Below are 19,674 nucleotides of genomic sequence, written 5' to 3'. Positions count from 1 at the left end.
AGACCGTTACAATACTTGCCTAGCTGCGAGTTTCTTGTAATGGTCTTTTTTCTATGGAAAGGAGAAAAAAATGAGGAATTTTTCGTATGAAGCGCGAAGCAACATCTTATCCAATCTTGAAGAAACGAATTATGATGTCCTAGTTATTGGAGGGGGTATCACAGGGACGGGAATAGCATTAGATTGTGCAACGAGAGGCTTGAAGGTGTTAGTAGTAGAAATGCAGGATTTTGCAGCGGGCACCTCCAGTAGATCCACGAAGCTTGTTCATGGAGGTCTTCGATATTTAAAGCAGTTTGAAATTAAAATGGTAGCAGACGTTGGGAAAGAGAGGGAAATTGTTTATTTAAACGCCCCACATGTGACTCATCCAGAGTGGATGCTCTTGCCTATTTATAAAAAGGGAACCTTCGGAAAATACTCTACTTCCTTAGGGCTGAAGGTATATGATTTTTTAGCAGGCGTGAAAAGGCATGAAAGAAGGAAAATGTTAACGAAGGATGAAACGATACAGAGAGAGCCTCTATTGAAGCAGGAAGATTTGATAGGCGGTGGCTACTATGTCGAATATAGAACGGATGATGCAAGATTAACGATAGAAGTTGCCAAGAAAGCGTCTGAAAAAGGGGCAGATCTCTTGAATTACGTGAAAGCAGAGAAGCTACTTTACACAGATGATGGACGGGTTTGTGGAATGACCGTACAGGATATGTTTTCTGGTAGTCACTATAATGTGTTGGGGAAGAAAGTAGTGAATGCTTCAGGGCCGTGGGTAGAAAATGTAATTGGTTTAGACAAGAAAATCCAAGGCAAAAGTTTATTGCATACAAAGGGAGTTCATATTGTCATAGATCAACAAAGGTTCCCATTAAGACAAGCGGTATACTTTGATACACCAGATGGAAGAATGGTATTTGCCATTCCAAGAGATGGTAAAACCTATGTAGGAACAACGGATACCGTATTCGAAGGGAATTTAGTTAACCCTACAATAGAGCAGGAGGACAAAGATTATTTAATTCAATGTATACATTTTATGTTTCCACACACTAATGTAACAGTAGAGGATATTGAATCTAGCTGGGCAGGGGTAAGGCCTTTAATTAGAGAGGAAGGTAAGGGACCTTCTGAAATATCAAGAAAAGATGAAATATGGACATCAGAAACTGGCCTCCTAACGATTGCAGGTGGCAAGCTGACAGGATATCGAAAAATGGCAGAAACGATTACAGACATCTTATGTAAGGACTTGCAAAATGAAGGTATTGCAGCCGGTCCCTGCAGCACCAAAACATTAAGACTTTCTGGAGGAGAATTTGATAGCCCGACAGACTATGCAAGTTACACAGCCAAAAAAGCAGAGGATTTAATGGAACTTGGTCTAACCAATAAAGAAGCTATTGCTTTAGCGACAATGTATGGAAAGAACACAGATAAAATTTTGGAACTGGCAGATCGGATACAGACTGAAATTACCCTGCCACTAATTATAAAATTAACACTCCATTATGCAATCGAGCACGAGATGGCCCTGACTCCTGTAGACTATCTACTAAGAAGAACAGGAAGCATCTTGTTCAACATCTCCTTTGCACAAAAGTGGAAGCTAGAGGTTACCGAATATATGGCGCAAGTATTGAACTGGGACAATGAAACAAAAGAGCGAATGTGGGCAGAACTAGAGTTACAGCTTCGACAAGTTGTGTCTGTCCCTGGGTAAGAAACAATCACGTTTGTTTAAACAAACGTGATTGTTTTTATTTTCATGTTTGTTTGTGACCCAAGGACACCCTAAGAGTTTTTGCAAAACGAGTATCAGAGACACAACGGATTACGAGCGCTTTAAAGCTTATGTGGATGAAGAAGCAAATCGCCATGGTGTTTCACCAGGAGAACTGAGATATGGAGATTATGATCATATCATTTGGTAGTCACATGGCGTATAGTTTTGTAAAATTAATTGAGAATGTGGGAAGATAATGCACCTTTACGAGCGGGGGTTATGTAAGTATGGAAGGGAGCAAAGCGATGCTACAAATAAGAGTAGAAAAAAATCCAGATATATATCGAGTTATCCAAATAAAATCTGATCAAACACTATATGATATCGAGTTAGTCATTAGTGCGGCTTTTGAAATAGAAGAAATGGTAGAGCCTGTCTATCAAATCATACGCCGAAATGGTATGCCTGCTGAAGAAGCATTTGCATTTTACGACGAGGAAGAAGTTTTGGATAGTGAGGAAGAGCTAATTGGAAAGTGGTTTATAAAAGAAGGAGACGAAATGCTTGTAATCTTGGACGATAAAGAAGAACTAAGCGTTATGTTAGAGAAAGTTATGGAAGATACAGAAAAGCCATATCAATGTGTTGCTGGAGCTGGGAATTTATACGACAGTAACAAAGAGGTAGATATAGAGTCCATTAATGATAACCTTCGCTTCCTGGATGAGATGCCCTATATGGAGCAATTATTAGAGCCCGATTATTTGACCCTGCTTGAGTATGCGGATGAACTAAAGAAGCTAAAGCCGTGGCAATATTTTGGGAATGAAGACATCATTGCCCTTCATTTAAAAGGTGCTACTTACTTTGTTTCTGTTATGGGTGCTGGTGGGGAAGAGTATGGCGTTATGATATATGACCAGGAACATGGGTATAGATCACTTGCTGCTATTCTTGATGGAGGGTATCTGCCTGATGATTTTCACTTTGATCTTAGTGCCTTAACGGTAAATTATCTCGACCGTGCTGAACTAGAAAAACAAGATTATGAGCTGATAAAGGATAATGGTTTAAGCTTCAGAGGCAAAAAAAAATGGATTTCTTTTCGTTCCTATGAGCAGGGACTTGAGCCAATCATACCGTTATATTCAGACGTAGAGATTATGAAAATAATCATACGTGGAATGATTCAGGTAACGCTAATGCGAAAAGAGGGTTGGCAATATCCGCAAGTTGCTACCCATGAGTTTCCTGCATTCCATGTATATGATGATGGACAGGTGAAATTTGAAGGACTGATTAATGTCCCACTTCAAAAGAACAAGTTAGAAATTGAAGTCAATGATATCGAAATAGCGAGGATTAAGAGAAATAAGAAAAGTAGCTTAGAGCTGGAATATGATATGTTTTATTTGCCTTTTGGAATTTCTGAAAAAGAAGAACGTACAATCTATCCTCTTTTATACATCGTGATGGATCGTATGAATGGCCAGGTTTACGTTAATGAAATGATGCCCTTCCCAAAAATCCCAATTTTTCAACAGCAAGTTTTTTGGACAATGTTACTAGAACTACCCATCCGTCCAAAGAAGATTTATATGAAAAGAGAAATGATAGATATTCTACAACCACTTGCCAAATTAGTAGGAGTAGAATTAGTCATTAGTGAACTACCAAAGATACAAAAATTAAAAGATATGATGAAGCAAATGCCTCCGGTCTAACAGAAATGCTATAGGAATCAACAGAACGTGATTGTTCAGACTATCTAAAACTGGAGTGTGCCATATGGGAAATGAAGTGAATTGTCCCGTTTGTTTTTTTCCTATGGAAGATGGGGCTGGTTATTGTATCTTATGTGAAGAAGTTGTATATAAAGATGAGGATGGTAAATTGACTAGCGATTTTTTAGAATTGATTGAAAAATGATATTTGAAAATAAGAGTAGGTTTGCGTAAGGATCTTTCAAATTCAGTCTAATTGAGCGAGCTGAATTGCATATCGTATAAAAAAGGTCATCTTCTAAAATAATAGGAAGATGACCTTTTTCTATAATGTTTATTTCCCACAGCATTTTTTGTATTTCTTTCCACTACCACAAATGCAAGGATCATTGCGACCAATTTTCCCATATGTATCTCGCATGATGGTTTTCATATCGATTGTTTTCATATCTTTTTCAAACTGCACATTCCGTTCGACAACTTCATTACGCCAAGCTTCTAACTTTGGATGTTCACGATTCATTGCTTTATAAAACGCATAAAATATTTCTTCCATATCACACATTCCAGCAGTTTTACCATTGGCAATATATTGCTCTATCAATAGAAAGGTATGCTCAGAAAAATGAGTTGCTAACGCTTCAATGAGTAGCTCTTGTTTTGTCACATCATTTGTTTGAGAATAGGCCTCGACCAAAGCTTTCTCTGCTAAAGGAGTTTTTATTTCTTTTAAAATGGAAATTGCAACTATAAATGTATCTTCTTCTGCTATAAGGGGAGCAACTGCACTGACTACCTTGTCAGATTGCAATGAAATAAGTGCTTTGCAAACTTCTTCTATCAATACATCCTCATAGCGTGGAAGCAACTGTACCATCTCTGGTATCAAGTCGTGCAGTTGAAAGATGCCAGCTGCACGAACGGCTAAAATACCGTTTGGACTAAATGACTCTTCTTCTAGCTCGTCACGAATAACTTGGCGTGCTTCATTTTCATCATATTCACCTGTCTGAATGAGAATATCCTGCACGAATTTAGCGCTCCCAAATGCGCCCTTATCAAAGTTACGATTTAAATCAGAGGTAAATTCTCCATAGAGCTCCCATAATGGCTCTAAGTCCTCTTCTGTTTTGTCTTCAAAAGCTAAGAAGCGTTTTCTCGCATTCATATAGATTTTAGACATATAAAAGGTTAACTGTTCCTCGTACTTCAATAAAATATGGGGAGGTGTGTTTTCAAGAAATCCACGAACTAAGTGAATTTTATTAAATGGCCATTCAGGAAGCCATTGCAATAATAATTCGATTGTCTTTTCATCTTTTGGAAAATCATCACCATGTAACAATAGTGTCTTTCTTGCTTCCTCATGCTCACCGCAAAAAGCGACTATTTCATTTGTTAAGGAAACTGGAACCTTCGGATACTCCTGTAATTGAGCTAACCAAAAATCGCGCAAAACCTGGTCAGTCGATAACACATTGGGCATAACTTTTTGAAAAAAAGTGTTCATAATTAGCCCCCTCATTTAATTTAGGATATGTTCAGTTTACCCTAAAGGTTGTCCCTATGTAAAAAACAATCACGTTTGTTTAAACAAACGTGATTGTTTTAATTTTCATGATTGTTTGTGACCCAGGGACAGACACAACTAGAAGAATTCAAAGTTCTCTACTTTTTTGCCTTCTTTTCGTTTTTTAGCGATTAAATAGGCATCGATGATGACTACTGGCATTGTAATATATACGGAAAATCCTAAAGTAATGATACTGAAGATGATAGAAAGAACGAAGAACAAAATTCCTTTTGCTACTTGGCCATTCACGATTTGGCCTAGCCCTGTAAGTAGGAAAGATAATAATGCAGGGATTGCTGGATGCATTCCTTCTCCGTTTGTAGATTTACTTTTCTTTACGTTCACTCCGCAAGCTGTACATATTTCTTGAACGTCACTTACAGATTCTCCGCAGTTGTAGCAATAGTTCTTGACTGTATTCTGTCTTACTCCACATTTTGGACAGATTTCTGCTAACTCTGAAATAGTCTCAGAACAATGTGTGCAATACATAATAGTACCTCCCGAAAACTTTATAAAATATTGATTTAGAGCAACAAAATCTATTAAATCGCCCAAGTCTATGACCGGACGATTCTTGTATTTGTATGGCACCAAAAAGAGTAGAACCTTTCAGGTAGGCAATGACACATATAAATATCCTGAGAAAGCTACTCTTTCCGTTTTTAATTCAACAATATTAAGTATAAAGGATTTTAGGAGTATTCTATCAGGGGATTGGTTGCTCTTTTGGTAGTGCTTCCCTCTAGCGGAATAAAACAAAGAGCCAACGTAACAAATAATGAGAGACTTATGTATGGTATGTTAAGTTTAAAAATATCCATCCTTTTAAAAGAAAAGGGGTGAAACAACAATATTAATCCATCTATCTAAGAAGTGTAGGAAGCTAAACTAGTTTATCTTCCCTTATAAAATTTGTCGGCTCTATAAACCATTAACCATAATAAGATTTGTGAAACGACTAGAAAAGCCACCCAGTAGCTATTGTCGATTGCTGCAAGATAAATTGCGATTACACTTAGTATGAATGAGATGATAAAGCCGAATAGTGTATTAGATTCTTTTAATAAGCTCATTTCTACCTCCTAAATATATATTTTTTCTATTTATTTAATAATAAAGTCATCAGGTGCAGGACCCTACTCACGCTAAATTAATAGATTTATCAGATAAATTTATTATATACCAAATGAATAGCCAAGTTTATACAAAAGTATATTTGTTTTTTATACGGCCTTGCTGTGACACTCTTTACCTGGTTAAATAAGGAATAGATATAAGTGTTTAATTAGCAAGTTGAATGGTCTTTTTTTTATGTGGACAGCCGAAGGAGTGATAATGATGAGCTGGGAATTAAACGTAGCTGAAGCGAAGGAAGTGTACCTTACGGAAAGTGATATGTGGAGGTATACCCAGCATTTTTTGATGCACGCCCATCATACGACTACCTATAAGCATGTGTTAATGAAAGCTTTACTGGAGAGCTTGCCGGAAATCAGTGATAGTGGTCGACTGAGTTTTTTGCAGGTGACGAGACATGTGACGAAAATCTATTGGAATCTAGCGATTACCTACCAGCTGGGGCAGATGAACTCCAAGGATAAGCGGAGTGGGGTAGAGCAGGTTATTTTAGATTTTCAGCGAAAGCACAATATACCGAGTGAATGGAATTTTGAGAGAATACCAGAGACCCAGCAGGAGCAGTTAATTAAAGATGTTTCTGTTATCTACAAGAAAAATGTCTATGGCTCCTTTTATAAGTCCTTTAATGGTACTATTTATTCTTTTCATAAAAGAGAAGGCTGGCTTCAGCTTGCCCCTCCTTATATCGTTTTCTTTGAAAAGTATAAGAAAATCCTGATGAATGTAACGAATTATCAGCTAGCACTATTTTTAGAGAAATACAATACAAAGGAAGCGATGGAGCACATTTTGACGAAGGTCGAGTTTGTCTCTGCTAGACAGTCGCTTGCAGAATTCCAGTTGTTGTTGAAGCAATATGGGGAAGAGCACTGTTTTTATTGCAACAAGCCACTGAAACGGTCTCATGTGGATCACTTCGTACCTTGGAGCTACGTACAAAATGATGTCCTGTGGAATTTTGTCCTTGCTTGCCCTTCTTGTAATACAAGTAAAAGCAACCGCTTGGCACACGAGCAATATCTTGAAGAGTTAGTGAAACGCAACAATACATGGATCGCCTACGAGCAAATGGAGACGTATAGCGAGAGAAAGCTTGTACATATGTATGACTATGCCATTCAAAACGGCTTCTTAGGAGAATGGCGACCGGTCTCCCTGGGTTAGAAACATACGTGTTAGTTTAAACAAACGTGAATTTCATATTTGTTTCTTACACAGGGACAGAAACAATACAAAAAATACCCCTGCGTCAAAGCAGGGGCATGCTTACACTGGGATAAATCAATGCAAGTATTTAGAGGTGTCTTGATCTTGGGAGTCTGCGTTAAGGGCAGTGGTTCCTGTGTCGGCCTGTTGGTCATTTTTTTGTTTTTTAGGGGATGATGTTTGCTTATTTGTATTTTTTTCGCTAGATCCAGCATTAGAACCAGAGGACGCATTCTTTTGTTCATTGGAATTCCCCGTATTACTGTTTTGGGCATTTGAAGAGTCTGCTTGGGTTTCAGCCATCTTAGCCACGCTGTCAATGATAGTCCCTGCTTGTGGGGAGATAGTTTTTGCTATCGTACCTACTGCTTGGATAACCTCTTCACCGGTGCTATTATTTTGCGCGTTCTGCCCACTAGTATTATGATTGCTTTGTTTCCCAGAGCTTTGTGATTGATTCTTTTGTGTGCTATTCTCATCGGACATTGATTTTGCAATATTTCCTACGGTTTGCATTATATTGCTGCTATCATGGTTTGAACTAGCAGCATTATCTCCACTCTGTTGTTGAGTGTTACTATCAGAGCCTCCAAATAAAGACTGCGTAATACTGTTGTTCATCATGCTTTGCTTAAAGCTACCATCCATCATACTGGAAGTCATCGCTTTTCTAGGACAGTAATTTGTTACTCCTTCCGCTGCTTTCATTGCTCCGAAAAGAATAGCCAATTGTCCCTTTGTACTTTTGGGATCACGGATCAGTTGGATTGTGCCATAAGCCGTCATAATAGAGCCCACCATGAAGCGGATATAGGCATGTTTATTGCTAAGGTTTTGTTGGTTTTGCGTCATTATAGCATTCCTCCCAAAGGATAATTTTTCTTCTCCGTATCATCACGAGGAAGAAGGTAAGCGTAACAAGAAAAGAACTTAGAAAAGAAAGTTCCCCTTTATTTTTCCCATCCAATGCTTGATTATTCCGTTACCAAGCATTGAAACAAAAAGATAGATGCGCTAATTTCTTAATAGGTATTTTTTGTTAATAAATGAAACTATTTGTTTAAGAGAATTTTAAAAAATATAAAACATTTTACCTATTCCAAATATATAATTATTATATATTTTATTTATTTTATGAAAAATTTACTGTATAATAGAGTTGTAATCGATTATATATAATAAGTTGTTTAACGGAGGTCATCACAATGGGACGTTTAGAAAATAAAGTAGCAATCGTGACAGGTGCAGCACGCGGTATGGGTGAATCACATGTCCGAGCATTTGTTCGTGAGGGAGCAAAGGTAGTTTTTACAGACTTAAACGAAGAAGGCGGACAAGCCCTTGCGAAAGAGTTAGGTGAAAACGTATTATTTGTGAAACAAGACGTGACAAAAGAAGCTGACTGGCAAAAAGTTATCGAAGAAACGGAAAAGGCTTTTGGTCCAGCGAATATTTTGGTAAACAATGCTGGAATCAGCATGAATAAAACATTAATGGAAATGACGGAAGCAGAATATCGTAAAATCGTGGAGATCAACCAAGTTTCTGTATTCCTTGGAACGAAAGCGGTTGTTCCTTCTATGCAAAAAGCTGGAAGCGGCTCTATCGTAAATATTTCCTCTATGAACGGTCTTGTAGGAGGAGCAGTTGGTTATACAGATACAAAGTTCGCTGTACGCGGTATGACGAAAGCTGCTGCACTTCAATTAGCTCACTTTGGCATTCGTGTTAACTCTGTACATCCAGGTGTTATTGAAACGCCAATGGTTAGCCAAGGAGATGCTGTTGAAGCAATCAAAGAATTCGCTAAGCATATTCCATTAAAACGTGTAGCACAATCAGAAGAAGTTTCTAACCTTGTTCTATACTTAGCATCTGATGAATCCAGCTACTCTACAGGTTCTGAATTCGTTATCGATGGTGGATTAACTGCAATGTAATGAAATAAATCACCACACACCTCATGTTAGCAAATAGCTAGCATGAGGTTTTTTATGTTTAAAGAGATGCTATTCAAGGAATATTAATGTTAAGACCCACTAAATTAAGTATTTGCAAAGCTGCATTACTTAAGCGCTTGGTTTCCTGTAGAAGTTAAATGTACTGCTTTTCCTTCATGATGCGTATATATAGTTGGAGACATGTATCTCCATGTATAGAGGCTAGGTTTTTTCAAAAGCTAAGTTTAAATTTCACTGACTGATAAGACAGCCTTAGTTTTCATTCAAATTCGTTCATATAATAGACAAAAATTATTGACAAAATTGTGAACGAGTTTGATAATAAGAAACAAGAGGGGTGTTTGAAATGGAAACATACGTTAAAATGCTACACGCTACAAAGCTATTTGGTGCAGTTTTATTAACGATTGGGGTAGCAGTTTTCTTCTATGGAATAATGACTAGTGGGCAAGGAACTGTCATGGGAATCGGCATTGGCTTAGTAATGGCAGCGTCGTTCACATTCATTATTGGGATGATCCTAGTAGCGTCAGAAGAAATGGTTTTAAACGGCAAAAAATATAGAAATGAGAGCATCTAAAGCTTTCGTAAAAGGTATTTAGGGAGCAATCTCTAAATACCTTTTATTTTGAAATAAAGGACTGATTTGCATCATGTCAAAAAAAGTACTCTACATAACGGCTATCGTAGTGGTGATGACGGCTGTCATTATGGGGTTGGTCTTATTTATAATAAAAATTGAAGAGATCCCAAAATTAGCAGTTGCCTATGTTGCTGAAAAGGTTGAAACGGAAAGAAAGCAAGAACTCTTAAAAGACTATAATAAGGAAGATTTTCAGCATGTCACGATTTATTTTAGTGATTTTGATAAAGAGCTCATACCCGCTACGAAAGAAGCTCTAACCAAAGGAATGAATATAAATGAGAAGCTTTTAGGGTCTTATAGTAAACCGCTTGATGTTGTGCTTTTTTCTACTAATGAGCAAATAGAAAGCTTTTCAGGACTAGCCTATGCCATTGGATTTCATTCAGCACAACAAAATATGTTGGGTATATTACCGGAAAACCGAGAAGGTATTTTGAACGAAGTAGGACCAACCATTTCGCTTTACAATAAAAATGTAATACATGAGTATACGCATTATGTATTAACTCAGCGATTATCAGAGTTAGGGCTTGACGACACAGATATTCCAAAATGGTTTTCGGAGGGGATAGCCGATTATTTTGGAAGTGATGGTCATGCTCAGCCTACTATAGATACTGAAATTATCCCTTTGGCACGCTTATCAACAAGGGAAGGTTGGAATGAATATAGAACCAATCCCACTTATGATATTTATTATCAATCCTCTTATTATATCCAATCACTTGCAGAAGAGTTTGGTAGTACAATCTTCGATGAAATCCTTACCGAAACAGAAAAGACAGGTGATTTTCAAAAGGGCTTTCAGCATGCGACCAAGATGGATGTACACGAGTTTGAAAATAAAGTGAAGGCCGCTCTATGAGATTTTGCAGTAATCATGGCTTCATTTTGCTAGGACTTGTTGGAGATAGTTTGGACAGGTTTCTCTGCTTTTACTTAAAGGATCCTTTAATAGATTACATTAAAAATACTACCATGAGTAGCACAAGCCAAGGTCATGGTTTGCGCTACTTTTTTATAATAGAAGGGAAGCGAAGTCAAAACCATTTGGAAATCATTTATATTTAGCAGTAAGCACTGTAGGTTCGGAGCAGCGTCGGCGACTCCAGTGGGAGCAAGGTGTCAGGCAAGACAGCGCAACCGCACGTGTTAGCGTTGGGTGCTGGCTTGCCTGGGGGAGGGAAAACTAAGAACGTCACATCCTGTGACAACGTTTTCCTGACCAACATCCTGTTGGCCCCCGGAAAGCGTCCGACGCAGCGGAGAACCTATACCCGCGCAAAATAAGAAAGCACTAATGATCTTATCAAAAGATAGAATCATTAGTGCTTCTTGTTTAATTTATTATATTTTACAGCCTCTTACATATCCCAAACCATTACAAGTAATGTACCAAAGATCGTGAAAAGGGCTATTAGCAGGCCATAGTAAACATTCGTGTAAATTGCTGCCTTGTCTTCTGACTCACCAGCATGCATGAATACTACTACCTGTAAACCGGCCTGAACAAATGCTGTAACTAGCAATATGGTCATTCCAACTGCAAAGGACATATCAGTGAAATACACCAGCAATGCTATAGCAGTCAACACTAGGGAAAACACAAAGCCCATTACTTGTTTAAGAGGAAATAATTCTTTCATATTACATCATTCCTTTCAAGTAGATGAAGCTGAAGATGAAAATCCAAACGACATCTAGGAAGTGCCAATATAGAGAGAAAATAAAGGACTTATTCGCTGTCTCTGGTATTAATCCGCGTTTTCTAATTTGCAAGAGGATGAATAATCCCCAGAACAACCCAAATGTTACGTGCAATCCGTGTGTTCCAAGTGTCGTTAAAAGTGCTGCTGTAAATGCACTTACCGTTAATCCAGCTCCGACATGTACGTAGTGAACAAATTCATAAATCTCAACGCTTAGGAATCCAGCTCCGAGAAGAAGGGTAGCGATAATGAAACCCATTGTTGCTTTTTTATTGTTCATTCGCATGGCATGTATTGCTAGACCAATAGTAAAACTACTAGTTAAAAGTAAGATTGTTTCAATCAAAACTGGTGTTAGCTCGAAAATATCTGCACCTGCAGGACCGTTACCTATGCGGTTCTCCAAGGTGAAGTAGGAGGCGAAGAGGGTAGCAAATAGCATAACCTCTGCGCCAATGAAAATCCAAAAGCCTAAGATTTTTAATCTGTTTTCTTCTGTGCTGTATTCAAGTGGAAGTGACTTATCTACCTTCATTTTTTAGCACCTCGCAGTTTTCTTTCCGTTTCTTCGACTTCTTCAACTGAAATATATCTTCCGTGGTCTTGCTCAAAGCAACGATATGCTAGACATCCTAAAATTCCAAGTAGGGAAGCAATCGCCAGCGGCCAGATACTGAACACCATCGCAAATCCGAAGACGAAGAAGAAACAGCTCATGATAAATGGCAAGCCACTGTTGTTTGGCATATGAATCTTTTCCACTTTGTTAGGGAAAAGTTTATGTCCATTTTTCTTAGAATCCCAAAATGCTTGTGTTGAAGAAACCTGTGGTAGCGTAGCAAAGTTGTATTCAGGCACTGGTGTATGAGTAGCCCATTCCAATGAACGTGCATCCCAAGGATCGTCTCCGATATCTCTTGGAGAGTAACGGATACTATAGTAAATGTTATATACAAGTAATATAAAGGATACAGCCATAACTCCTGCACCTACAAAGGAAATCATGTTCCACATACTGAATCCAGTAGCTTCAGAGTAAGTGTACATACGACGTGCTTGACCGTCTAATCCTGTGATATACATTGGAATAAACGCTAGTACGAAACCGATTGTCATTAACCATGCAGTCCATTTTCCTAGCTTTTCATTCAACATAAATCCGAAAATTTTCGGCCAGTAGTAAGTTAAACCAGCTAGCATCGCGTAAACCACACCCGGAATGATTACATTGTGGAAGTGGGCAACTAAGAACATTGTATTATGATATTGATAGTCTGCTGCTGACATCGCAAGCATTACCCCTGTAACTCCACCCAATGTGAATAGTGGGATAAACATCATGGAGTAAAGCATTGGTGTCGTAAATTCAATTTTCCCTTTCCAAAGGGTGAACAGCCAGTTAAAGATCTTCACACCGGTTGGAATGGCAATTGCCATTGTCGTGATAGAGAAGATACTGTTTGACATTGGTCCTTGACCCATCGTAAAGAAGTGATGCGCCCATACGACAAAGGACAGTAGGGAAATAATAACCATCGAGAATACCATTGATTTATAACCATACAGGTTACGTCTTGCAAAGGTAGGGATGATTTCACTGAATATACCGAAGGCAGGAAGAATCAGAATGTAAACCTCTGGATGTCCCCAAACCCAGAACAGGTTTGCCCAAAGCATATCCATACCACCGTTATCAGTAGTAAAGAAGTTAGTCCCAAACAATCTATCCAATGTTCCCATTGCAAGCAGTACAGTTAATACTGGGAATGCAAAGACAACAATAATATTGGCAATTAACGCTGACCATGTGAACATCGGCATTTTCATTAATGTCATACCTGGTGCTCTCATCTTTAAGATTGTTACGATAAAGTTAATACCGGTCATTAAGGTACCAAGACCAGCTATTTGAATCGCAAGCAAGTAATAGTTTGTTCCTACTGATTGACTGAATTCGTTACCTGCAAGTGGGAAGTAAGAAGTCCAACCTGCATCTGGTGATCCCCCGACAATGAAGGAGATATTGAATAGTCCCATCCCCATGAAGAACAGCCAAAAGCTTAGAGCATTTAGTCTAGGGAATGCTACGTCACGTGCACCGATTTGAAGAGGCACGACATAGTTAAAGAAAAAGGTGATAAATGGCATCGCCATAAACAAGATCATGACTACCCCGTGAGTAGAGAAGACCTCATTATAATGCTGTGAATCTAAAAACGTATTATCAGGCATAGAAAGCTGGTAGCGCATCATGATGGCATCCACGCCACCGCGGAATAACATTAGTAACGCTACAAGCAAGTACATAATACCGATACGTTTATGGTCTACCGTTGTGATCCATTCTCGCCACAAATAGCCCCATTTTTTAAAGTAAGTGATTCCAATGACAATCGCAACCATTGTAAGACCGATTCCTACCATAGATGCGTATATCAAAAAGCTTGGATGTGGAACGGCAAAACGCTCAAAGAAATCCATTCTATTGTACTCCTTTCAGAATCTATAGCTTGTACTATAGGTATCTAGTAAACTTTCATTTTAATGATGAGAGTGATCATCTGCATTTTCATCTTCGGAATCTGATGAATCAGATCCGTGGTCATGACTTGGTGGTGGAGAGAATTCTAAGTGTGTCCCCACATAAGTTGAACGTCCAAGATGGCCTGGCTCAAGTAGTTCTTCAAACTTTTCTTCTGTTAATTCTGGTGCTGTCTCATGAACTTCTTCAACCCACTCATCAAAGTCAGCCTGTGACATAGCAGTTACATCAAAAACATTTTCAGCAAATCCAGAACCACTAAAGTTTGCATTTCTTCCCATGAATTCACCCTCTACATCAGCAGCTAAGTGAAGAGTAGTAACCATGTCGGCCATCGCATACTTTTGACCTCCAAGTTGTGGAATCCAGAAGCTAGTGATTGGTCCGTGTGAATAAAGCTTAAACTCAATTGCTCGGTTAGCAGGAATATATAAGTAGTTCACTGTTTCAATACCCTGCTCTGGGTAGCTAAAATGCCACTTCCAGTTTGAAGAAGAAGCGTAAATAGTTAATGGCTCCTGATCCTCATAGCCTTGTGGTGTAGATTCTACTATATAGTTACTTTTCACAGAAACGACAGATAGAACAATAACTATAATGATAGGAATCCCGATACAAAGTGCTTCTACATATTTATTTCCTTCTATATGAGGTGGTTCATAATCCTCGCTTTGCTTAGAAGCTCTGTATTTAAATAAAACAAAAGCTAAGATAGCTAAAACTACAATTACGATTCCACCCATTAGCCAGATGGAGAACATAATATCACTTGCCTGTCTTTCGGCCATTGGACCCTTCGGATCTAAAACAAGCAGCGGCTCACAACCGGTTAACACTGTTGCAATAGTGAAAACCATTAACAAAAGAGACCACTTTAATTTTCTTTTCATCATTGTACCCCTTTCTACTCAATTAATAGTAAGTAGTATCTAATAATAATTATCGAGTAATTCCTCTCGTGCTTTTATCTTATTCCCATTTGTCTTAAAAAACTAATAAATAAATCGGACTTCACAATTTGTTCAGGAAGATTTGAACTTTCCGTAACAAGATTGAATTTATGACAAAATTGTGGAGGGAAAACTGGTAAATAAGGGTGGTAACTTTCTAATGAGTCGCCTCTAAAATGGTAATCAAGAAGTATTTTGACAAATATTAGAGAATTTTAAAGTAAAAATTGAAGAAATATTAAAAGAAACTAGAGTCTGTTATAGATGGGAATTTTCAGGTGTTACTTGTTCGATTATATGAATAGATAGATTAGTCGAAGGAGGTAGAGATAGAGGGACCAAAACGGAGTTGTATATAGAAGTTTTTTTTCAGAAAAAACAACCTTTAGCTCTCAAAGAACTAAAGGTTGTTTAGCGAATATTATATTTCTCCAGCAGCTAACCATGGAATAAAGCCCATTAAAAAAAGCTCTGTTGCTGGCATGAAGTAGGAGCCAAAATGGAAGTCTGGATCTAAAGTAGTCACAATCCACGTACCTTTCGTGCTCACTTTGTCTACATACAACAAGGACCCGCCATCCTTCATGTCGATAAGAGATTGCATGCCATCCTTTAGATGGAAAACGCCATGCTGGTGCCATGTACAGGCTTGTAAATTTAAATGGCCATCGCGGAATAAAGGGTATTCAGGGGCTACTAAACGTAGGCCGCTGTCTGCGCCTGGCTCTAGCCACCACCAGAAGTTTGTTGGACGCTTTTCCCACTGCTGATTCGGAATCCATTCCCACGGCTGAGGACCAAATGCAACTACAATACCACCTCGGTCAGCAAAACGGATAATCGCTGGCGCGGCCTCTAATAGAAGCTTGCCATGTAACTGAGAGGGAACGATTAATACGTCCATATCTTCTAGTTCGCTTTCTTGAAAGCGAGGAAGGTAAATGATCTTTTCTATGTACTGATTTATTCTTGGTTCATGGAATGTACGGTAGTGTGGAGCATGTCCACTATATAAAACAGCTATTTTTCTCATGCTTGTTGCCTCTCTTCTAATCTCTCAATTTCTTCCTCTAACCATTCAAGTGTTTGAGGAGCTATCAGCTGAGTTGTGTTCTGACCAGTCGCGTAAGATAGGAGGTCACGTGCGGAATGTGCTAGTATTGTTCCTTTTGTAGAGGTTCTATCTACAAATGTGATTGGTTCACCACTTTTGAAAGCAAGCCATACTTCAACCTCTGGGTTTGTAACAGGATGATATCCACGTGCGTAAAATCCGGAAACTCCTTTGCGATAAGCAAGCTCCTGCATATCTACTCCACGGAAGACAGAATCAGCCTTTCTGATTTCCATTTCGTAATCTACATGCTTTGTGATTTTCTTTGGCATGAAAGGATTTACCCTAGGCAGCCAGCTCCGAAAAATATGGGTGCAAGCGACAACTATTTTCCCGGCATTTAAAAACTGTTGTATGATTTCTCTATTCTCATATAGGTACTCCTGGTCAATGAAATCTGTAATCACCAACACATTGTAGGGAGAAAGATCAGTTGTCCCAAGCTCATATTGATCAAGGTTTGTAACATGGCCCATCGGTTCATTGGAGGCAGCCATTGCACGACCATCTAAGCCAAATGCATGTCCCCCGTCTAGCTTCAAAATATTTAATTTTGACATGTAAAATCTCCTTTTTATAAATAATACTAATAACTAACTATATCAATATAACTTTAAATGATACATATTCTCATTTAAAGTTGCACTGATAATCATTTTAACACTGCCTGATGATGAGGCAAAGTCACTGGGTATTTCTGTTGCTGGCCTTAAATGGATTGTGATTGCAGGGGCGACCCTCTGTACAGCAGCAGCGGTATCCATTGCAGGAATCGTTTGATGGGTAGGACTTATTATTCCTCATATTGCTAGAATGCTAGTCGGCAACAATAACGAGAGGGTTTTACCGCTGTCGCTTGCACTCGGGGGATCTTATCTCTTAGTAATCGATACACTTGCGCGTTCCATTACAGCTGCAGAAATTCCATTGTCCATATTAACTGCTATTATCGGTGCGCCATTCTTTGCTTATTTATTGCGCAAAACGGGAGGTAGCTGGTCATGAAAATTGAAGTACGTGAAGGTAACTTCTTCTATGAAAAAAAGCGGGAGCAGAAGAAGTCCTTTATTTATGAATCGAACATAAATTTTACGTTAGAGCGCGGGCAAATCATGGCTATTCTTGGTCCTAATGGTGCTGGAAAAACGACACTCTTAAAATGTATAACTGGTTTATATGAATGGAAAACCGGGGAAACGCTCATAGATGATGTCCCTCTGACTAATGTGGCACAAAAGGAGCTATGGAAAAGAGTAGGCTATGTGCCACAGGCGCACAAAATGGTATTTGGATTTTCTATAGAGGATTTAGTGGTAATGGGTCGCGCTCCATATATAAGCTCTTTGTCCAAGCCTCGTAAGAAGGATTATGAGCGAGCGCATCAAGCGTTAAATGAAGTAGGTATCCTGCATTTAGCCCAAAAATCCTGTAATGAAGTCAGTGGTGGCGAGTTGCAGCTAGCACTTATTGCTAGAACATTGGTATCAGACCCAGAAGTACTTATTTTAGATGAGCCTGAATCTCATTTAGATATCCAAAAGCAAGTAGTAATTCTGGAAACTTTAAAAAAACTAGCTCGAAATCACGATATTTCTTGTATTATCAACACACATTATCCAAATCACGCTTTTTACTTGGCAGATCAGGTATTGATGATAGCGAAAAAGAAAAAAGCGATAACCGGAACGGTACAGGAGGTAATGACGGAGTCTCGTATGCGTGATTATTTTAATATTGAGCTTAAAAAGTTAATCTTTGATGAAGAGGATTTGCTATTTGAAACAATGATCCCACTTGCACTTACAGCAAAGCGTGAGGTAAGTGAATGTAAATATCATGATTTTAAGGAATAGATTGAATGACCTCCTTTCGTGCAATCCTTAGCACTTATTGGAGGTCTTTACTTATTTATGCTATCTAAACGTATAAAAATATTTGATTTTTAATAAATTCATCATAAAAATCCTCTCTCAAATATGTTATTATGTATTTTATAGAAATACAAATATCTTCTTAGAGAATACAACAGGAGGGGAAAACATGAGAAATTTATTATCGAAATGGAACAAGCTAAGTCTCGTAACAAGAATAGTAGTAGGGATTGTCATTGGTTTGATTTTAGCCCTTACGGCACCTGAAGCAGCAAGCGGGGTTACGATTCTCGGTTCGTTATTTGTCAGTGCATTAAAGGCGGTTGCACCTATCCTGGTTTTCTTCCTGGTTATTACTGCAATTGCCAAACAAAAACTAGGAGCAAAAAGCAATGTTTTCTCCATTCTTGTCCTATATGCGATTGGTACACTTTTGGCTGGAGTAGTTGGCGTCGTTATGAGCTTCCTTTTCCCGACAAAGTTAACATTAGAAAATGCTGCACAGGATCTAGCACCTCCTGGTGGAGTAGGAGAAGTATTAGAAACGTTGGTATTTAATATTGTAACGAATCCAGTAGACGCTTTAATGAGTGCTAATTACATAGGAATTTTAGCTTGGGCTGTCGTGCTTGGTATTACACTGAAGCATGCAAATGAAACGACAAAAGTAGTTTTAGAGAATATATCGGATGCTATTTCGAAGGTAGTACAGTGGGTTATTAATCTAGCACCACTAGGGATTTTAGGTTTAATTTTCGACGCTGTTGCAACAAATGGCCTTTCCACACTCCTAGATTATGGACGCTTACTACTAGTGCTAGTTGGTTCCATGTTAATCATTGCATTAATTATTAACCCAATCATTGTATTTATTTATACAAGAAAGAATCCATATCCGTTGGTGTTTACGTGTCTGAAGGAAAGTGGGATTACAGCATTCTTCACACGAAGCTCTGCTGCTAACATCCCAGTGAATATTCGACTTGCAGAAAAATTAGGATTAAACAAGGATACTTATTCCGTATCTATTCCACTAGGGGCGACTATTAACATGGCAGGTGCGGCAGTCACTATTTCCGTGTTGACATTAGCAACTGTACATACGCTTGGGATTGATGTGGATTTTGGAACGGCGGTCATCCTCATGGTGTTATCCGCAGTATCTGCAGCAGGTGCTTCTGGAGTTGCGGGAGGTTCTCTACTATTAATTCCACTAGCTTGTAGCCTGTTCGGTATCTCAGATGATATCGCAATGCAAGTAGTGGCAATTGGCTTCATCATTGGAGTTGTACAAGATTCATGTGAGACAGCATTGAATTCATCCTCTGATGTATTGTTTACAGCGACAGCGGAAATTGCAAAGAATCGATAAGAGAAACAGGTGGATCACTTCCACCTGTTTTTTCTTTTTCCCTATTAGTAATTAGATTCAAAAAGGAAATACGTGCGGTGACCTCTAATTTACTTGCGGCGCCGGATAGATTACTTGCTTACTGGTCGAAGTTACGTGTG

At 38.6% G+C, this 19,674-nt stretch carries 19 protein-coding genes and 1 pseudogene; 10 read left to right on the top strand and 10 right to left on the bottom strand.

Translation table 11 applies throughout. The features are described from left to right. The first annotated feature begins 70 nt into the window (after positions 1 to 70). From AC1ECF_RS06070 to AC1ECF_RS06060, 3 genes are all read left to right on the top strand, one after another. The gene (locus AC1ECF_RS06070; RefSeq protein WP_480388517.1) at positions 71 to 1,720 is read left to right on the top strand and encodes a glycerol-3-phosphate dehydrogenase/oxidase; all 1,650 of its coding nucleotides are present in this window, start codon (positions 71 to 73) and stop codon (positions 1,718 to 1,720) included. Between the two features lie 290 nt (positions 1,721 to 2,010). After that, positions 2,011 to 3,447, top strand: coding sequence for a DUF7309 domain-containing protein (locus AC1ECF_RS06065; RefSeq protein WP_480388516.1), 1,437 nt, complete (start codon positions 2,011 to 2,013; stop codon positions 3,445 to 3,447). Between the two features lie 64 nt (positions 3,448 to 3,511). After that, positions 3,512 to 3,652, top strand: coding sequence for a hypothetical protein (locus AC1ECF_RS06060; RefSeq protein ID WP_480388515.1), 141 nt, complete (start codon positions 3,512 to 3,514; stop codon positions 3,650 to 3,652). Positions 3,653 to 3,781: 129 nt separating this feature from the next. On the opposite strand, the gene AC1ECF_RS06055 is transcribed toward AC1ECF_RS06060, so the two are convergent. From AC1ECF_RS06055 to AC1ECF_RS06045, 3 genes are all read right to left on the bottom strand, one after another. Continuing rightward, positions 3,782 to 4,957 carry an SEC-C metal-binding domain-containing protein gene (locus AC1ECF_RS06055; protein ID WP_480388514.1) on the bottom strand — a complete coding sequence of 392 codons (1,176 nt, stop codon included), beginning with the start codon at positions 4,955 to 4,957 and terminating at the stop codon, positions 3,782 to 3,784. A 138-nt stretch (positions 4,958 to 5,095) separates the two neighbouring features. Next, positions 5,096 to 5,512 carry a double zinc ribbon domain-containing protein gene (locus AC1ECF_RS06050; protein ID WP_480388513.1) on the bottom strand — a complete coding sequence of 139 codons (417 nt, stop codon included), beginning with the start codon at positions 5,510 to 5,512 and terminating at the stop codon, positions 5,096 to 5,098. Between the two features lie 404 nt (positions 5,513 to 5,916). After that, positions 5,917 to 6,096, bottom strand: coding sequence for a hypothetical protein (locus tag AC1ECF_RS06045; protein WP_480388512.1), 180 nt, complete (start codon positions 6,094 to 6,096; stop codon positions 5,917 to 5,919). A 265-nt stretch (positions 6,097 to 6,361) separates the two neighbouring features. Between AC1ECF_RS06045 and AC1ECF_RS06040 the strand changes: the two genes are divergently transcribed. Further along, the gene (locus AC1ECF_RS06040) at positions 6,362 to 7,327 is read left to right on the top strand and encodes an HNH endonuclease (RefSeq protein WP_480388511.1); all 966 of its coding nucleotides are present in this window, start codon (positions 6,362 to 6,364) and stop codon (positions 7,325 to 7,327) included. Positions 7,328 to 7,444: 117 nt separating this feature from the next. On the opposite strand, the gene AC1ECF_RS06035 is transcribed toward AC1ECF_RS06040, so the two are convergent. Continuing rightward, on the bottom strand, positions 7,445 to 8,221 hold the full coding sequence (locus AC1ECF_RS06035; RefSeq protein ID WP_480388510.1) for a YgaP family membrane protein: 777 nt from the start codon (positions 8,219 to 8,221) through the stop codon (positions 7,445 to 7,447). Positions 8,222 to 8,574: 353 nt separating this feature from the next. Here AC1ECF_RS06035 and AC1ECF_RS06030 point away from each other — a divergent pair, with 353 nt between their 5' ends. The 3 genes from AC1ECF_RS06030 to AC1ECF_RS06020 all read left to right on the top strand — a co-directional run bounded on the left by AC1ECF_RS06030 (position 8,575) and on the right by AC1ECF_RS06020 (position 10,841). Next, on the top strand, positions 8,575 to 9,309 hold the full coding sequence (locus AC1ECF_RS06030) for a glucose 1-dehydrogenase (RefSeq protein WP_480388509.1): 735 nt from the start codon (positions 8,575 to 8,577) through the stop codon (positions 9,307 to 9,309). Positions 9,310 to 9,676: 367 nt separating this feature from the next. After that, positions 9,677 to 9,910: a hypothetical protein gene (locus tag AC1ECF_RS06025; protein ID WP_480388508.1), complete on the top strand. Its 234-nt coding sequence runs from the start codon at positions 9,677 to 9,679 to the stop codon at positions 9,908 to 9,910. A 73-nt stretch (positions 9,911 to 9,983) separates the two neighbouring features. Beyond that, on the top strand, positions 9,984 to 10,841 hold the full coding sequence (locus AC1ECF_RS06020) for a hypothetical protein (protein WP_480388507.1): 858 nt from the start codon (positions 9,984 to 9,986) through the stop codon (positions 10,839 to 10,841). Positions 10,842 to 11,340: 499 nt separating this feature from the next. Here the strand turns inward: AC1ECF_RS06020 and qoxD are convergent, their stop codons facing one another. The 6 genes from qoxD to AC1ECF_RS05990 form a co-directional block, all read right to left on the bottom strand. Beyond that, on the bottom strand, positions 11,341 to 11,622 hold the full coding sequence (gene qoxD / locus AC1ECF_RS06015) for a cytochrome aa3 quinol oxidase subunit IV (RefSeq protein ID WP_480388506.1): 282 nt from the start codon (positions 11,620 to 11,622) through the stop codon (positions 11,341 to 11,343). 1 nt (position 11,623) lies between these two features. After that, complete coding sequence (gene qoxC / locus AC1ECF_RS06010; protein WP_480388505.1) at positions 11,624 to 12,220, bottom strand: cytochrome aa3 quinol oxidase subunit III; 597 nt, start codon at positions 12,218 to 12,220, stop codon at positions 11,624 to 11,626. Continuing rightward, positions 12,217 to 14,166: a cytochrome aa3 quinol oxidase subunit I gene (gene qoxB / locus AC1ECF_RS06005; RefSeq protein ID WP_480388504.1), complete on the bottom strand. Its 1,950-nt coding sequence runs from the start codon at positions 14,164 to 14,166 to the stop codon at positions 12,217 to 12,219. Before qoxB ends, qoxC begins: the two co-directional genes overlap by 4 nt. A 60-nt stretch (positions 14,167 to 14,226) precedes the next feature. Continuing rightward, positions 14,227 to 15,117 (bottom strand): cytochrome aa3 quinol oxidase subunit II, encoded by an 891-nt coding sequence (gene qoxA, locus AC1ECF_RS06000; protein ID WP_480388503.1) that lies wholly within the window; start codon positions 15,115 to 15,117, stop codon positions 14,227 to 14,229. Positions 15,118 to 15,598: 481 nt separating this feature from the next. Next, complete coding sequence (locus tag AC1ECF_RS05995; RefSeq protein ID WP_480388502.1) at positions 15,599 to 16,210, bottom strand: hypothetical protein; 612 nt, start codon at positions 16,208 to 16,210, stop codon at positions 15,599 to 15,601. Then, positions 16,207 to 16,851, bottom strand: coding sequence for a phosphate starvation-inducible protein PhoH (locus AC1ECF_RS05990; RefSeq protein WP_480388501.1), 645 nt, complete (start codon positions 16,849 to 16,851; stop codon positions 16,207 to 16,209). The genes AC1ECF_RS05995 and AC1ECF_RS05990 overlap by 4 nt, the downstream gene beginning before the upstream one ends. Positions 16,852 to 16,945: 94 nt before the next feature. Here AC1ECF_RS05990 and AC1ECF_RS05985 point away from each other — a divergent pair. The 3 genes and pseudogenes from AC1ECF_RS05985 to sstT all read left to right on the top strand — a co-directional run. Continuing rightward, a pseudogene (locus AC1ECF_RS05985) lies at positions 16,946 to 17,296 on the top strand (FecCD family ABC transporter permease); the annotation flags it as partial. After that, the gene (locus tag AC1ECF_RS05980; protein ID WP_480388500.1) at positions 17,293 to 18,144 is read left to right on the top strand and encodes an ABC transporter ATP-binding protein; all 852 of its coding nucleotides are present in this window, start codon (positions 17,293 to 17,295) and stop codon (positions 18,142 to 18,144) included. The pseudogene AC1ECF_RS05985 and the gene AC1ECF_RS05980, both read left to right, overlap by 4 nt. Positions 18,145 to 18,331: 187 nt before the next feature. Further along, the gene (gene sstT / locus AC1ECF_RS05975) at positions 18,332 to 19,534 is read left to right on the top strand and encodes a serine/threonine transporter SstT (protein ID WP_480388499.1); all 1,203 of its coding nucleotides are present in this window, start codon (positions 18,332 to 18,334) and stop codon (positions 19,532 to 19,534) included. Positions 19,535 to 19,674: the final 140 nt, after the last annotated feature.

This window comes from Psychrobacillus sp. Z3-81, from assembly GCF_056620325.1.
The sequence above is the reverse complement of the archived record's forward strand: the minus strand, read 5'-3'. Positions and strand labels throughout refer to the sequence as shown.

What these genes read in the sequence shown, in the direction of transcription:
- AC1ECF_RS06070 (WP_480388517.1), top strand. Translation starts at nt 71, where the DNA reads ATGAGGAATTTTTCGTATGAAGCGCGAAGCAACATCTTATCCAATCTT.
- AC1ECF_RS06065 (WP_480388516.1), top strand. Translation starts at nt 2,011, where the DNA reads ATGGAAGGGAGCAAAGCGATGCTACAAATAAGAGTAGAAAAAAATCCA.
- AC1ECF_RS06060 (WP_480388515.1), top strand. Translation starts at nt 3,512, where the DNA reads ATGGGAAATGAAGTGAATTGTCCCGTTTGTTTTTTTCCTATGGAAGAT.
- AC1ECF_RS06055 (WP_480388514.1), bottom strand. Translation starts at nt 4,957, where the DNA reads ATGAACACTTTTTTTCAAAAAGTTATGCCCAATGTGTTATCGACTGAC.
- AC1ECF_RS06050 (WP_480388513.1), bottom strand. Translation starts at nt 5,512, where the DNA reads ATGTATTGCACACATTGTTCTGAGACTATTTCAGAGTTAGCAGAAATC.
- AC1ECF_RS06045 (WP_480388512.1), bottom strand. Translation starts at nt 6,096, where the DNA reads ATGAGCTTATTAAAAGAATCTAATACACTATTCGGCTTTATCATCTCA.
- AC1ECF_RS06040 (WP_480388511.1), top strand. Translation starts at nt 6,362, where the DNA reads ATGAGCTGGGAATTAAACGTAGCTGAAGCGAAGGAAGTGTACCTTACG.
- AC1ECF_RS06035 (WP_480388510.1), bottom strand. Translation starts at nt 8,221, where the DNA reads ATGACGCAAAACCAACAAAACCTTAGCAATAAACATGCCTATATCCGC.
- AC1ECF_RS06030 (WP_480388509.1), top strand. Translation starts at nt 8,575, where the DNA reads ATGGGACGTTTAGAAAATAAAGTAGCAATCGTGACAGGTGCAGCACGC.
- AC1ECF_RS06025 (WP_480388508.1), top strand. Translation starts at nt 9,677, where the DNA reads ATGGAAACATACGTTAAAATGCTACACGCTACAAAGCTATTTGGTGCA.
- AC1ECF_RS06020 (WP_480388507.1), top strand. Translation starts at nt 9,984, where the DNA reads ATGTCAAAAAAAGTACTCTACATAACGGCTATCGTAGTGGTGATGACG.
- qoxD (WP_480388506.1), bottom strand. Translation starts at nt 11,622, where the DNA reads ATGAAAGAATTATTTCCTCTTAAACAAGTAATGGGCTTTGTGTTTTCC.
- qoxC (WP_480388505.1), bottom strand. Translation starts at nt 12,220, where the DNA reads ATGAAGGTAGATAAGTCACTTCCACTTGAATACAGCACAGAAGAAAAC.
- qoxB (WP_480388504.1), bottom strand. Translation starts at nt 14,166, where the DNA reads ATGGATTTCTTTGAGCGTTTTGCCGTTCCACATCCAAGCTTTTTGATA.
- qoxA (WP_480388503.1), bottom strand. Translation starts at nt 15,117, where the DNA reads ATGAAAAGAAAATTAAAGTGGTCTCTTTTGTTAATGGTTTTCACTATT.
- AC1ECF_RS05995 (WP_480388502.1), bottom strand. Translation starts at nt 16,210, where the DNA reads ATGAGAAAAATAGCTGTTTTATATAGTGGACATGCTCCACACTACCGT.
- AC1ECF_RS05990 (WP_480388501.1), bottom strand. Translation starts at nt 16,851, where the DNA reads ATGTCAAAATTAAATATTTTGAAGCTAGACGGGGGACATGCATTTGGC.
- AC1ECF_RS05980 (WP_480388500.1), top strand. Translation starts at nt 17,293, where the DNA reads ATGAAAATTGAAGTACGTGAAGGTAACTTCTTCTATGAAAAAAAGCGG.
- sstT (WP_480388499.1), top strand. Translation starts at nt 18,332, where the DNA reads ATGAGAAATTTATTATCGAAATGGAACAAGCTAAGTCTCGTAACAAGA.